At 64.2% G+C, this 13,667-nt stretch carries 15 protein-coding genes; 12 read left to right on the forward strand and 3 right to left on the reverse strand.

The window, feature by feature from the left end; genetic code table 11:
• Nucleotides 1–97: 97 nt before the first annotated feature.
• The 7 genes from dpgA to KHF85_RS10425 all read left to right on the forward strand — a co-directional run bounded on the left by dpgA (nucleotide 98) and on the right by KHF85_RS10425 (nucleotide 7,490).
• The gene (gene dpgA, locus KHF85_RS10395) at nucleotides 98–1,192 is read left to right on the forward strand and encodes a 3,5-dihydroxyphenylacetyl-CoA synthase DpgA (RefSeq protein ID WP_284566637.1); all 1,095 of its coding nucleotides are present in this window, start codon (nucleotides 98–100) and stop codon (nucleotides 1,190–1,192) included.
• 40 nt (nucleotides 1,193–1,232) lie between these two features.
• Nucleotides 1,233–1,976 carry an enoyl-CoA-hydratase DpgB gene (gene dpgB, locus KHF85_RS10400; RefSeq protein ID WP_284566638.1) on the forward strand — a complete coding sequence of 248 codons (744 nt, stop codon included), beginning with the start codon at nucleotides 1,233–1,235 and terminating at the stop codon, nucleotides 1,974–1,976.
• Nucleotides 1,973–3,250, forward strand: a complete 1,278-nt coding sequence (gene dpgC, locus KHF85_RS10405) for a (3,5-dihydroxyphenyl)acetyl-CoA 1,2-dioxygenase DpgC (protein WP_284566639.1) — start codon at nucleotides 1,973–1,975, stop codon at nucleotides 3,248–3,250. The genes dpgB and dpgC overlap by 4 nt, the downstream gene beginning before the upstream one ends.
• Nucleotides 3,247–4,593, forward strand: coding sequence for an aminotransferase-like domain-containing protein (locus KHF85_RS10410; RefSeq protein WP_284566640.1), 1,347 nt, complete (start codon nucleotides 3,247–3,249; stop codon nucleotides 4,591–4,593). Before dpgC ends, KHF85_RS10410 begins: the two co-directional genes overlap by 4 nt.
• Entirely contained in the window at nucleotides 4,590–5,387 is a 798-nt protein-coding gene (dpgD, locus tag KHF85_RS10415) for an enoyl-CoA-hydratase DpgD (protein ID WP_284566641.1), read from the forward strand. Before KHF85_RS10410 ends, dpgD begins: the two co-directional genes overlap by 4 nt.
• Before the next feature lie 76 nt (nucleotides 5,388–5,463).
• Entirely contained in the window at nucleotides 5,464–7,173 is a 1,710-nt protein-coding gene (locus tag KHF85_RS10420) for an ATP-binding cassette domain-containing protein (RefSeq protein ID WP_284566642.1), read from the forward strand.
• Between the two features lie 98 nt (nucleotides 7,174–7,271).
• Nucleotides 7,272–7,490 (forward strand): MbtH family protein, encoded by a 219-nt coding sequence (locus tag KHF85_RS10425; protein WP_064539805.1) that lies wholly within the window; start codon nucleotides 7,272–7,274, stop codon nucleotides 7,488–7,490.
• A 102-nt stretch (nucleotides 7,491–7,592) separates the two neighbouring features.
• On the opposite strand, the gene KHF85_RS10430 is transcribed toward KHF85_RS10425, so the two are convergent.
• Together KHF85_RS10430 and KHF85_RS10435 are read right to left on the reverse strand one after the other, a co-directional pair.
• Nucleotides 7,593–9,191, reverse strand: coding sequence for an MBL fold metallo-hydrolase (locus tag KHF85_RS10430; RefSeq protein WP_284566643.1), 1,599 nt, complete (start codon nucleotides 9,189–9,191; stop codon nucleotides 7,593–7,595).
• A 14-nt stretch (nucleotides 9,192–9,205) separates the two neighbouring features.
• The gene (locus KHF85_RS10435) at nucleotides 9,206–10,915 is read right to left on the reverse strand and encodes an MBL fold metallo-hydrolase (RefSeq protein WP_284566644.1); all 1,710 of its coding nucleotides are present in this window, start codon (nucleotides 10,913–10,915) and stop codon (nucleotides 9,206–9,208) included.
• Between the two features lie 71 nt (nucleotides 10,916–10,986).
• Between KHF85_RS10435 and KHF85_RS10440 the strand changes: the two genes are divergently transcribed.
• Complete coding sequence (locus KHF85_RS10440; protein WP_284566645.1) at nucleotides 10,987–11,940, forward strand: TauD/TfdA family dioxygenase; 954 nt, start codon at nucleotides 10,987–10,989, stop codon at nucleotides 11,938–11,940.
• 159 nt (nucleotides 11,941–12,099) lie between these two features.
• On the opposite strand, the gene KHF85_RS20650 is transcribed toward KHF85_RS10440, so the two are convergent.
• Nucleotides 12,100–12,576, reverse strand: a complete 477-nt coding sequence (locus KHF85_RS20650; RefSeq protein ID WP_409976609.1) for a helix-turn-helix domain-containing protein — start codon at nucleotides 12,574–12,576, stop codon at nucleotides 12,100–12,102.
• Between the two features lie 239 nt (nucleotides 12,577–12,815).
• Here KHF85_RS20650 and KHF85_RS10445 point away from each other — a divergent pair, with 239 nt between their 5' ends.
• Genes KHF85_RS10445 through KHF85_RS10460 form a run of 4 tightly spaced genes read left to right on the forward strand, consistent with a single transcriptional unit; the run spans nucleotide 12,816 to nucleotide 13,633 of the window.
• Nucleotides 12,816–12,998 (forward strand): hypothetical protein, encoded by a 183-nt coding sequence (locus KHF85_RS10445; protein ID WP_128809029.1) that lies wholly within the window; start codon nucleotides 12,816–12,818, stop codon nucleotides 12,996–12,998.
• Nucleotides 12,995–13,204 carry a hypothetical protein gene (locus tag KHF85_RS10450; protein WP_284566646.1) on the forward strand — a complete coding sequence of 70 codons (210 nt, stop codon included), beginning with the start codon at nucleotides 12,995–12,997 and terminating at the stop codon, nucleotides 13,202–13,204. The genes KHF85_RS10445 and KHF85_RS10450 overlap by 4 nt, the downstream gene beginning before the upstream one ends.
• Before the next feature lie 28 nt (nucleotides 13,205–13,232).
• Nucleotides 13,233–13,421 carry a hypothetical protein gene (locus tag KHF85_RS10455; protein ID WP_003474433.1) on the forward strand — a complete coding sequence of 63 codons (189 nt, stop codon included), beginning with the start codon at nucleotides 13,233–13,235 and terminating at the stop codon, nucleotides 13,419–13,421.
• Nucleotides 13,421–13,633 carry a hypothetical protein gene (locus KHF85_RS10460; protein ID WP_284566647.1) on the forward strand — a complete coding sequence of 71 codons (213 nt, stop codon included), beginning with the start codon at nucleotides 13,421–13,423 and terminating at the stop codon, nucleotides 13,631–13,633. The genes KHF85_RS10455 and KHF85_RS10460 overlap by 1 nt, the downstream gene beginning before the upstream one ends.
• The last annotated feature ends 34 nt before the right edge of the window (nucleotides 13,634–13,667 follow it).

Genomic DNA, 13,667 nt, shown 5'->3' on the forward strand with positions numbered 1-13,667 from the left:
CAAGTACCCCGACAGGGCCTCGACCACCATGCTCTGCATCGCTGTCGCCCTGATCGTTTGGCGATCCATCCCGGGCAACGCTGGAACCTGGATACGCATGAATTTCAATGCGGCTATTGCATCGACGGACGCACCGCCATCCACCGCGCCGCGCATTCGTGGCGTCGGTACCGCAACGCCCGGCAGCCGCTACTCGCAGCCGGATGTGCTGGACCGCTTCGGCATCGAAGATCAGCGCCGGCGCCTGGTGTTCCTGCGCAACGGTATCGACTCGCGCAGCCTGGTCCTGCCGCAGCGCGACGACACAGGCGCGGCGCCGCGCGAAACGCAGGCGCAGTTGCTCGACAAGCACCGCGACATCGGCCTGGAGATCGGCGAACACGCATTGACCCGCTGCCTGCAATCGATCGGGGCGCAACTGGATCAGGTGCAGTATCTGTGCTGCGTCACCACCACCGGGCTGCTCACGCCGGGCTTCAGTTCGCTGCTGATCCAGCGCCTGGGATTGCGTCAGGACTGCGTGCGTCTGGATGTGGTCGGCATGGGCTGCAACGCCGGCTTGAACGGCTTCAACGCGGCAGTCAACTGGACCAGCGCCAATCCGGGAAAACTCGCGATCCTGCTATGCATCGAGGTGTGTTCGGCGGCCTACGTCGACGACGAGGGAATCGAGACAGCAGTGGTCAACAGCTTGTTCGGCGACGGCGCCGCGGCGCTGGCGGTGATCGCCGATAGCGCCGAGGGCCATGGCGGGCCGCGCGTGTGCAAGTTCGCCAGCCAGGTGATTCCCGAGGCACTGGACGCAATGCGCTTCGTCTGGGATCAGGCGCAGGGCAAGTTCCATTTCCGTCTGCACAAAGACGTGCCGTACGTGGTCGGAGCCAATGCGCCGACCGTGGTCGACCGCCTGCTCGAGGGAACCGGTCTGCGCCGCCGCGACATCGCCCATTGGCTGGTGCACTCGGGCGGACGCAAGGTCATCGACGCGATCTCGGCCAACCTGATGCTGACCAGCCACGACATGCGCCACACCATCGACGTGTTGCGCGAACACGGCAACATGTCCAGCGGTTCGTTCCTGTTCTCTTACGCACGCTTGCTCGACGAGGGGCAGGTTCGCCCCGGCGACTGGGGCGTGATGATGACGATGGGGCCGGGCTCGTCGATCGAGACCGCACTGCTGCGCTGGTAAACCACGCCTGATTCCGATCATCGACCCCTGCGGACTTTTCATGAGCGATCCATCAAGCCCCGTGTTGCATCTCGTGCATCTGGATATCGACGCCGCCAGCGCGCTGAACGACGAACAGATCCAACGGCTCACCGACGCCTGCGATGAGGTCGAGGACGCCGCGACACCGGCGATCCTGATCCTGCACCTGCGCGGGACGGCCAAGCTGCCGGCTGCGGCGTGCTGGCCGGGAGCGGTGAGCCTGGACCTGGTGAACCGCTGGGAAAAGGCGATGCGCCGCTTCGAACGCCTGCAGGGTCTGTCGCTGGCCTGGATCGAGAACGCCTGTTCGGCCGGCATGCTGGACCTGTTGCTGGCGGTGGACAAGCGCATCGCCGCGCCCACGGCCAGCATCTGCGTGCACAACGGCGAAGCCGCATGGCCGAGCATGGCGATGCGGCGCATGAGCACCCGCCTGGGGATGGGCGCGGCGCGCGCGGTGTTCCTGTTCGAAACGCAACTGTGCTGCGCGCGCATGGCGCAGTTGGGTGTGGTCGATCAGGTCAGCGACGATGGCCAGGGCGCGATCGCCGCGTGGCTGGCGTCGCTGGCCGGCGTCGACGTGCAGGTGCTGCCGAGTCGGCGCCTGTTGCTGCTCGAAGGCGCCGCCCATTCCTACGAACAGGCCGTGGGCCAGCATCTGGCCGCCTGCGACGTGGAGCTGCGCCGCCGCCGGCTGCGTGCCTCCCAGCATGCACCTGCCGAGTGCGGGCACGATGCTCCGGCGCAGATGGTGTCGGCATGAAACTGCTGGCAGACGGGATGGCAGAGTTGCAGGCGTTGGCGGCCTGGTCCGAACAAGCGCTCGCCGCCTTGCCAGCGCCTGCGCAGCGCGATCAGACGCAGGCCCAGCACGCCGCCGCCGTGCATGCGCGCTGCCGGGCCGCGCGCATGGATTTCATGCGCCACCACGGCGACTGGCTGTATGCGACGCTGACCCAGGAGCGGACCCTGGCGCTACGCCTGGACGAGGTCTTGCACGCTGCCGCCGAGCTCGTGCCTGGCCTGCTGCCCAGCCAGGCGCAATGGGCGCACGAAAGCACCTGCATCCAGTCGGAAAAAGAAGGCTGGGAGATCGAACAGGGCATCGTCTTGTGGGGCGTGCTGCGCCAGCCGGAGTGCGGCCACCATCTCATCGAAAGCCTGCTGCGGCCGACCGCGCGCGCGCTCGAGCTGCTGCCGCAGTTCCGCAGCGAAGCGCAGGTGCAGATCGGCCCGGTGCATGTGCAGCGCCGCGATGGCGCCGCCTGGTTGACCGTCGCCAACCAGACCGGCCTCAACGCCGAGGACAACGCCTTGGTCGAGGCGATGGAAGTGGCCGTCGATCTGGCCTTGCTCGACGAGCAGGTCATGGTCGGCGTGGTGCGTGGCGGCCCGATGCAACATCCCAAATATCTTGGCCGGCGGGTGTTCTGTTCGGGCATCAACCTGCAGCATCTGCACCAGGGCAAGATTTCCTTCGTCGACTTCCTGCTGCGTCGCGAGTTCACCTATCTCAACAAGATCCGACGCGGCCTGTGCTGGCCGGGCGCCGATGCGCGCCAGCACACCATCGAGAAACCCTGGGTCGCGGGGGTGGACGCTTTCGCCATCGGTGGCGGCCTGCAATTGCTGCTGGTGTTCGACCATGTGGTGGCCGAACGCGAGGCCTATTTCGTGTTGCCTGCGGCCAAGGAGGGCATCGTCCCAGGCTCGGCCAATCTACGCCTGGGTCTGCGTACCGGCAATCGGATCGCCCGCGACATGATCCTGCGCGGACGCGTGATCCGTGCAGAGGAGCCCGATGCCGCCGGCCTGGCCGACGACGTCGTCGACGCCGGCGACATGGATGCGGCGATCGCCCGGGCGGTGCAGCAGATGCGCTGCGAAGCGGTGGCGCCCAACCGGCGCATGCTGTGCGTGGCGGAAGAATCGCCGGAGGATTTCCGTCGCTACATGACCGAATTCGTCCTGGTGCAGTGCAGCCGCATCTATGCCGACGACGTGCTTGCGCGCCTGCGGCAGCGGTGGGCCGAATGAGCGTCCACGCCAGCGCCCCGTTGGCTGATCCGCAGCCGCCGGCGTTGGCAACGTTGGACCCGCGTGAATTGCATCCCAGCCTGGGCGAACCGGTGCTGGGAGCGATCGACTTTCTCAACGAAGTGATCGACCGCTATCCGGACGCCATTTCGTTCGCGCCAGGCGCACCGGCGCCGGCCTTGCTGGAACCGCTGGACCTGAGCGCCCACCTGCAGACCTATCTCGCACACCTGGCGCGGACCGAGGGCCTCAGCGAGCTGCAGGTGCGCCGGCGCCTGTTCCAGTACGGCCCCAGCCGCGGCATCATCAATGCGCTGCTGGCACAGGCGCTGCGCCAGGATCAGGGACTGGAGATCGCGCCGTCGAGCATCGTGGTCACGGTCGGCTTCCAGGAGGCGATGTTTCTGGTGCTGCGGGCGCTGTTCGCCGCGCCCGGCGACGTCCTGTCGGTGGTGCAACCGTGTTTCGTCGGCGCTTTGGGCGCGGCGCGCGCGCTCGACATCGCGTTGCTCGGCATCGACGAGCGCGATGGCCGCGTCGATGTGGATCGATTGCATCGCGCCTGTGCCGAACTGCGCGCGCAGGGCCGCCGGGTGCGCGCCTTGTACGTGGCTCCGGATATCTCCAATCCCTCCGGAAGTCTGCTCGATCGTGGACAACGCCATGCCTTGCTCGATGCGGCCGACGCGCACGATTTCTGGCTGCTGGAGGACAATACCTATGGTTTCACCGTCCCGCACGCGCATGGCGTGCCGTCGCTGAAGGCGATGGATCGCACGGGCAGAGTGATCCAGATGGGCACCTTCGCCAAGATCGCCTTGCCGGGAATCCGCGTCGGCTTCGTGATCGCCGATCAGTGCGTGGCCGATCGGCCGCCGCGGGTGCTGGCAGATGCCCTGGCCACGCTGAAGAGCATGATGACGGTCAATACCTCGCCGGTGTGCCAGGCGATCGCCGCCGGCATGCTGTTGGGCAGTGGCGGTTCGCTCGCTGCGCTGGGCGCGGATCGCGGAGCGTTCTACCAGGGCAAGCTCGCCTGCCTGCTGGCTGCGTTGCAGCGCGAGCTCGGCGATCTGGCCGCCGCGCATCCGGGCTTGCGCTGGAACCGACCCAAGGGCGGCTTCTTCGTTTGCATGCACCTCGGCATACCGGTGGACGCGGCGTTGCTGGAACTGTCCGCGCGCGACTACGGCGTGCTGTGGACACCGATGCGCATGTTCTACGTGGACGACGGTGGCCAACACAGCCTGCGCCTGTCCTGCAGCTATCTCACCGATGCGCAGATCGACGACGGGGTCGGACGCCTGCGCCGCTTCCTGTGCGACCCGCGGGTCCTCGGATGAACGACATGCCGGTGCTGTTCGAACGCGACGGCCATGTCGCCCGCATCACCTTGAACCGCCCGGCGGTGCTCAACGCACTCGATCTGGCCACCCATGCCGCGCTTGCCGAGGCCTGGGACAGCTTCGAGCACGACGATACGCTGTGGGTCGCCGTGCTCAGCGGCAGCGGCGAGCGCGCCTTCTCGGCCGGTCAGGACTTGAAGGAACTGGCAGCGCGGCTTGCCGACGGCGCGCCGTCGTCGTCGTTCGGCAGCCAGGGTGCGGCGGGATGGCCACGCCTCACCGAGCGCTTCGAACTGTGCAAGCCGGTGATCGCCCGGGTCAACGGTCTGGCGCTGGGGGGCGGATTCGAACTGGCCTTGGCCTGCGACATCATCGTCGCCGCCGACACCGCCGAGTTCGCACTGCCCGAGGCACGACTCGGCTTGATTCCTGGGGCTGGCGGGGTGTTTCGCCTGACTCGGCAATTGCCATACCGCACGGCGATGGGCTATCTGCTCACCGGCCGGCGCATCGACGCGGCGCGTGCCCTGGCCTTGGGTCTGGTCAACGACGTGGTCCCGGCCGCGCAGCTGGATGCGTGCGTGGACAGCTGGCTGTCCGATCTGCTGGCGTGCGCGCCGTTGTCGCTGCGCGCGATCAAGCAGGCGGCGGCCACGGCGGCATGCTTGCCGTTGGCCGATGCCTTCGCCACCCGCTATCCCTGGGAGGAACGTCGGCGCCACAGCCAGGACAGCCGCGAAGGGCCGCTGGCGTTCGTGGAAAAGCGCGCCCCGCGCTGGGCTGGCCGATGAGCGCGGCAACGTCGTCGGCGAGCGGCCGCATGCTGGCCGATGGAACTGCCTCCACCACAGGCGAAGAAGAGATGCCATGCTGATCCAGCGCTACCTGCGTCGACATGCCCGCATGCTGGCCGGCATGTCGCTGCTGTCGGCGGCCAGTGCGGGCACCTCGATGCTGCTGCTGGACTACCTCAACGCCACCGCGACCAATGCGCTGCATGCCGATATGCGCGATGCGCTGCTGCGCGGCAGCTTGCTGCTGGGCGCCGCTCTCGTCGTGCGCCTGCTGTCGGCACGCCTGGCGGCGCGCGTCAGCAGCGGACTGATGGCGGACCTGCGCGCGGAGTTGTCGGCGCGCTTTCTGGAGCTACCGCTGGAGCGGTTGATGCACCGCAAGCACGCGGTGTTCGGCGCACTGATCGGCGATGTCGGACGCCTGGCGCAGATGATACAGATGGGGCCGGTGCTGTTGACCAACAGCCTGCTGTCGCTGGGCGGGTTGCTGTACCTGGCCTGGGTGTCGCTGCCGTTGTTTGCCGTGGTGGTGCCTTTCATCGGCCTGTCAGGCGTGCTGTTCTACGTGACCCGGCGCTTCACCGGTCCGGCCTTCGACCGTATGCGCAAGGCCGAGGAAACACTCAACGGCCTGCTGCGCACACTGGTGGAGGGCAAGAAGGAACTGACCCTGTCGCCAGCGCGGGCCGGGCACTTCGCCCAGGCGCAGCTGCGGCCGGCGATCGAGCGCGCACGCCGCACTCAATTCGACACCAGCATGCATTGGGGCATCAGCGATGCCTGCGCCGAGCTGATCGGCTATGGCTGGGTGCTGTCCGCGATCCTGGCCGGGCGCTATCTGTTCGAACTGCCATCGGCCACGATCCTGCAGTTCGTTATCACCGGACTGTTCATCAGCGGTCCGCTCAATGCGCTGTTCGATCTCGGCGCCCAGGTCGGCAGCGCATCGGCGAGCGTACGCCACCTGCGCGAAGTGGGATTGGACGATGCGCCGTCCGCGCCGCCGGCAGCGGTCGCCGCCACACCGGCCAGCATGGCACCGACGTGGACCACGCTGTGCCTGGAACAGGTGGCCTATCGCTATGCCGGCGACAACGGCGATCGCTTTCAGTTCGGCCCCGTGGACCTCACCCTGCGGCGCGGCGAAACGGTCTTCGTCACCGGCGGCAACGGCAGCGGCAAATCGACCCTGCTGCTGCTCAGCGGTCTGCTGAGCCCCAGCGAGGGACGCATTCTGGTCGATGGACAGGAACTGGGGACCAGCCTGACGCTGGCCAGCTACCGGGCGATGTTCAGTGCGGTGTTCTTCGACTTCATGCTGTTCGAGCACGCCATCGGGGCCGACGCGGCACCGGCCGATCCGGCACAGGTGCACGCCTGGCTGGAGCGCGTGGATCTTGCCGCGAAGGTCGGTTTCGACCAGGCCGCTGGCGTGTTCAACAGCGTGGATCTGTCGCAGGGACAGCGCAAACGCCTGGCCCTGGTGCAGGCCTGCCTGGACGACCGCCAGGTCATGATCTTCGACGAACTCACCGCCGACCAGGACCAGGCGTTTCGTGAGCGTTTCTACACCGTCTTGTTGCCCGAGTTGCGCGCGCGCGGCAAGACGCTGGTGCTGGTGACCCACGACCAGGGTTACCGGCACCTGGCCGACCATGTGCTGACGCTGGACTACGGGCACCTGGTCGGGCCGGAGCCAACACGCAAAGCGCAGTGCCATGCGGACCTGCGCGGGCCGGCGCTGGAAGAACTGCAGGTCCCCGGCATGCCGCCGGGGATCTGATCGAAAGACCACGGGCGCGTCGAACCTGCGGCCGGCGCCCCGCGCATCGCCCGATGCGTGCAACACGCCGCCACTCATCCCCAACGGAGGACGTACAGATGTCGATCCAAGACGACGAGCAAGACCAGATCTACGTCGTGGTCATCAACCACGAAGAACAATACGCATTGTGGCCGGACTACGCCGAGGTGCCGAATGGCTGGTCGGTGGTGTTCGGCCCCAACCCGAAGCAGGCCTGCCTGGACTATGTCAACGAACACTGGACCGACATGCGTCCGAAGAGCCTGCGCGACGCCATGGCAGCGGCGGGACACTGAGCGCCGTGTTGCCCTGCCTCCTGACGGCATGCCGTCGGGAGGACAGGGGGGCAGGGCGGGGCAGGGGAAAAGGCAAAAACCGGCGCGACCGGTTATCCACGCTCAGCCTGCGGACAGGGTGAGTTCCTTCATTGCGAAAAGACGCTCGCCATCGATGCCACGCGCGCGGCAATAGGCAAGGAACCGATCAGCCTCGCGCAGGCCCAGGTGCTCGCCAGACTGGTTGATCGCCAGCACATGATTCAACCAGGGCTCCTGGCCCATTGCATACACGTAGGCGCTGCGCGCTGGCCAGGCCTCGATCAGCGCGATGGCCTCGTCGGCATGCGAGCCGCGATCACGCCGGCTGCGGTCAAGCTTAGGATCGATGCGCCGGGTCAACAGATGGCCATAGCCCCAGCTCAGCGGCGAACCCTCGCATTCCATCCCCAGGAACAACGCATCGATGTCGCCTAGTTCGGCGACGATATGCCGGTACAGGGTGGGATCCAGGTTGCAGGAATCGGCCAGGCATGCAGCGCTGCAGCCCTTGATGTGCACGTGATAGCCGGCTTTGCCCTGGATATCCAGATCGCTATGTTCGCCGAGGAAGGGCAACGCAGTAATGGCCCCATCGGGCAGCGCAATGCGTTCAAATTCGTGCAGTTCGATGACCCGCTCGAATCCAAGCGCCTGCAGCATGAGTTTCAGCGACGGATCCTGCAGGCGTCGCCCGGCGCTATGCGGCACCACCACGCTGCCGATCCGGTTGCGTAGCCTGAGCAGGATCTCCGGACGGATATGGTCGCTGTGCCCATGGGTGATCAGCACGTAGTCAATGCGCTCGGGCAGATCGGCCAGGGTGTAGCGGGGCAGGTCGGTCGGATACTCGTAAGCGACAAAAGGATCGATGAGGATGCTGACCTGGTCAGATTCAATCAGCAGGCAGGCGTGGCCCAGATAGCGGATCCGCACCCCGGCAACGGGTGGACGATGGCGCTGAGCTGGCGGCGCAAGATCGAACAAGCTCGCAAATCCTGGACGCTGCGCGGCGGTGATGCCGAGCAGTTCGGCCAGTTCATCGACCACCACCGGCGTGCGCTCGGCGCAGAACAAGGCATCAAGCCGGGTATCGTCCCAGGGCAGGTTCAGCACCGGCGTCTCAGCTGATTCAAGCACCGGTGTGCTGCGCTCGTACGGCAGCCAGTCGCGTTCGACCAGGCCAAAAGCGAACTGTTGCAGGTCGCGTCGATAGAAGCGGCTGCGATACAGCAGGCCTTCGAGCAAGCGCAGGCCGGGATGATCGTTGAGGTCGTAGACCAGTTCAACCAGGCCCGCCAGCTCGGCAGGGATCTGCGCGTACAGCGATTCCAGCGACTGCCCCGTTGCCTGCCGGCGCAACAGATCGTCCAGGGCCTGCAGCGCTGCGGCCAGCGCCAGCGTATCGCCTTGCATGGCCCGGGTGCGCTCAAGCAACTGCGCGATCTCGGTGCTCTTGTCGGTGGGATAATTGATCCACGGCCCGCCCATCAGAACAGGATCGCGCGCCGCCTGGGCGTGCTGCGCGGGCGCACGCAGATAGGACTCCAGGATCGGCAACTGCTGCTTGGCCACCACCAGCGCCGACTGCACCGGTGGGATCAGCATGTCCCACAGGATCCAGTGATTCAGCAGCGGACGCGCCACGGCATTGGCGCGCAGATAACGTGGTGCATCGGACATGAGCGATACCTGGACTAGAGCGTAATTTCGCAGCGGCCGAACAGCAGTTCGGCATGGTGTCCTTTCGCGTGCGCGGTCGCCTCCAACTGGCGCGCCTCGCGGAACTGCGGCAGATCTTCGGAATACAGAATGCTGGTGATGTGCGTGACCCAGGGTTCGGCGCCCATGGCGTAGACGTAGAGCCGTTCGGGAAGGAAGAAGTCCTGCAGCGCGCTGGCCAGCGCGCAGTCGCAACCGTCCAGGCGGCGCGACTGGTCTTCGCCCCGGGTCAGCATCTTCTGCAGCAGCGGGCCGTACAGCCATGTCGCCGGCGCACCGACGCATTCCATCCCCAGGAACATGCAGTCGATCTTCGGGAACAGCGCTTTCAGTTGCGCGTAGCACTCCACCATCGGCGGACGCGAATCGGCGAACAGCACGCACACCTTACCGTCCAGTTCCACCGCATGGACCAGTTTGGCGCGGATATCCAGGTCGGCATGTTCGCCATAGAACGGCGCACCGACGATTCTTCCCTGCGGGAACCGCAGTTCCTCGTAGTCGGCCAGTTCCACCACATTGGCGAAGCCGCATCGCTCCAGGCACAGTTTCAGCGAAATGTCCTGCAAGTCGCCGCCGCCGGCGCGTCCGACCACCACGGTGCCGACGCGGTGGCGGATCCGCAGCAGCGCTTCCATCACCACGTGATCCTGGTGCGGATGGGTGATCAGCAGATAATCGATCTTGGCCGGCAGATCGTCGAAGGTGAAATGGTCGATGGCGCATTCGCCCGGATAGCTGATCAGCGGATCGATCAGGATGCTGACTCCGGCGCCTTCGATCAGCACGCAGGCATGGCCGAAGTAACGCACGCGCACGCCTTCCGGCGTCGGGTGTTCGGGCAGCGGCGCATCGGTCAGCAAGGCGAGGGCCTCAGCGCGCGTGGTACCAGTCGGCGCGTGGCGCAGGATCAGATCGACGAGGGCATCAGCATCGGACATGCCGCCGCACAGCTGGTCCCAGAACGGATCGGCGAAGGGCACGCTCAACTCCAGCGAACCGGCTGCCGACGGCAACTGCGGCGTGCTCAGCGCGAACGCGCGCTCCTGTTCACTGACCGGTTCCAGCACCGCGGTCTGCAGACCGGGATCGTAGGCGTCGCTGGCGTAGAACTGGCGTTCCATGAAGCGCACACCAGGCTGCTTGCTGACATCGTAGAAGATTTCCAGCTTGTCGCGGATCAGTGGATCGATCTTGCCGTACAACCCGGCCAGGCCCGCACCCTTGGCTTCACTGTGCAGCACTTGGTAAAGCGCGGCGATCGCCTCGGCGTAGCGCAGCTGGGGCGCGCAGCGTTGCAGGGTTTGATCGCGCAGCTTGCGGATATCGGCGACATCGCCGGCATGGTCGATGAAAGGGCCGCCACGCATGTCAGGCTCGCGCAGTGCCGCGCGGTGCTGTTCCGGATCCTCCAGGAACGACTCCATCATCGCCAGATGCGAATGTTCGGTATACAGACCGAAGGTGAGCGGCGAAATCAGATACGGATGGGCGAACCAGCCATTGATACGCGGAAGCAAGCGGACGTGTTCGGAGAGCCGGAAGCAGGTAGATGTCATTGGAGAGCGACCAGGCAGGGCATAGCGATGATGAATCGCAGTCTGTGACCCAGGTGGGGCCGATACTTGCTTGATCGTGGCAGCGACTTGCCGCAGCGCGCCAACGCGCGGCAGGTCTATATCCAAAGGCGAGTGCGTCCCTGACAATAGCGATCGCCCAGGCAAGACACCCCAACGTTTGATGATAAAGAGGACATATGCTCAAATATTCCCCGTTATTTGAAAACAGAAAGGGGCCAACCATCATCTCACCGACGGGCGGCCGGCACTCGCTGCTTGACGTCATCGTTCCCGACATGCCGCGCTACCGGCAGGAACTCAACGAACATGGCGCCATTCTCTTGCGTGGCTTCGAGGTCTCGGAAATAAAACAATTCGATGCGTTTGTCGACAGTGTGTCGCGACAACATTATAAATATGTCTATCGATCCACGCCAAGGACCGAGATAACGCACCGGGTATCCACCGCGACAAACTATCCAGCGCGCCTTGAAATTCCGATGCACAACGAATGCGCATACCATACGACGTGGCCACTCTTGTTGGCGTTCTGCTGCATTGAAGCACCGACTGAGGGCGGACAAACTCCGATCGCCCCCATGGGCGCGGTATCCCGAAACATTGGCAAGGAACTGATCGAGCGAATGGAAGAAAAGGGGATCGAATATATTCGCCATTACCACCCGAACATCGATCTCCCCTGGGAAACCGTATTCCAAACAGAAGATCGATCGAAGGTCGACGAATATTGCGCCCATAACGGCATCTCTTCCCACTGGAGCGCCGACGGCTTGCTTCGCACCTCGAATCGGGCGCAGGGCATCGCTTTCCATCCGGCGACTTCTGAGAAAGTCTTCTTCAATCAGGCTCACCTGTTCCATGTCTCCAGCCTGGGGCACGCACAGTCCCAAGCAATGATGAACATGTTTGGCGCCGACAAGCTGCCAAGGCATGCGCGCTTCGGCGACGGCACGGAAATCTCCGAGCAGGATCTGCACCGGATCCAACGGGCTTTCTCTAGCGAGGCTCTTATTTTTCGTTGGCAGCCCGGCGATGTCTTGCTGCTCGACAACATGAAATTCGCTCACGGGCGCAAGCCGTACAAGGGATCTCGCGCGGTGTTCGCGGCGTTGATGGAGCCTAGTCGGTAACTCTCGCAGTCTTTTCAGCGCCGTGTTCATCCGGCACTGCTGCTAAGTCCGTGGGTGCCGCTCCGGTTGCCGAGCCTTCTAACGCCGAACTTTGGCGCCGCTGTCACATTCAGAAGGAGCTTGACAGGCGTTATGCCGCGCAACGCTCAGGTGATGGGGCTACCGTGCCAGTGTTTCAGGCTCGCACACTGGTATGCGTATGAGGCAGCTTGGTGCGCCAAGGGATACAGAGTTGTAGTGGGCGGACACCGCAGAAGCCCAGCGTAGTACCGTAACGAATTTAACATAATATACAGACTGAGGCGCATTGTTTTCCGAAGCCTTCGCTGGCACAGCATTTTCAGCCAACCCAATTACGCATAAAAAAACGGCGGCTGTCGCTGCCACTCGTTTCCATAGCGCTTTTTCGCGTGGTGATTCCGCTACTTCTAGCAGATGGTCGGCGACTGTCGCTCGAACGTCCCATCCCAGTGCCTGCGCGCATCCGATCACTGCGTCAACGTCCATTTTTCTGACGCCTACGACGTAGTTGTTATAGCGCTGCACTCCGAGTCCCGCTTTCCTCGCAAGTCCTGCTTGCGACTCGTTCGGGAACGCCATTTTCATGGCCTCGATCAATTTTTCTTGCGTTGTCATATCCACGCCTGTTGACAGGGCATCCACGGACGTTTATACAGTGTCTTGTGTCCACACATGTGGATGCTCCCAGCCCCCGGCACCCCCCGGGGTGTCTGGGGTCCAGGGTAGGGGTAGTCGTCACTGCCGTCCGTTCGCTGACTACTGCCAGAAGCGGGCAGGGGCGCAAGGGAAGTCGATGTCGCAGCTCGATCTAGCAGTCGGCCTGATATCGCCAACCCACGCATGGGGATCAACACATGGATAAGTTCGAACTGTTTTACCTGGTCAAAGGCCGCCGGGTGGTTGCTGGCCTGTTTCCGTCTCGCCAGGCTGCGCAGGTTCATCGTGACCAGGTGCATGCAGCTCAGTCTCGCCGTATGCGCATGCCTACGCTGTTCCAGATTCGACGCGTGCCGGTCGCTCAGCAGGTGGCTGCATGAACCTCGACCAGTACAAGGACATCCAGCCGCGCATTGCTGAGCTTCAGCGCACCGCCCTGGAATTCGCCGAGCTTGGCGAATCGAAGGTATCGCGCCTCCTGCTGACCGCTTGTCTCGCGGCCCAGCGCATCAAACCGACCAAGCTGGTCACGGTCGATCCGGCAACCGATGCCGGCACCGCGCCGAAGAAGGGGAAGGGCGCATAACGCGCCCTTTTCTTCGGGGGAAATTCGCATGCTGCACGAATACGAAATTCAGCAACGCGATGGTCGCCGCTGGGTCGTCGTTGACGTGTGCACCGACTACTACGACGCGCAGGAACAGAAGCTAGAGCATGTGGCCGCCGAGGTTGAACACGGCCGGCTTTTCGCCCTGGTGATTCGTGAGTTCCGCGTGCGTCGCGTTTCGATGGGGGTATCGTGATGCATCACGAAATACAGATTATCGCGCTTGTGGTTCTCGCCCTTGCGTGTCTGGTCCGCGCCACGTTTGCGTTCCTGCGGTTCCAGAAACGTCATTTTATGCAGCGCATGGACGCTGAATTTCGTGCGACTGCATTGGTGCAGGAATCCAAGCGCTATGTCGATCGTGTAACTGCACGTCAGCGTGAGGTCTTTTATGACCCTTACGACTGATAGCTCACTCAAGCTTTGGCAACTGATCGACCAG

Origin of the sequence: Xanthomonas graminis pv. graminis (assembly GCF_030168915.1) — a bacterium.
GTDB lineage: Bacteria > Pseudomonadota > Gammaproteobacteria > Xanthomonadales > Xanthomonadaceae > Xanthomonas_A > Xanthomonas_A translucens.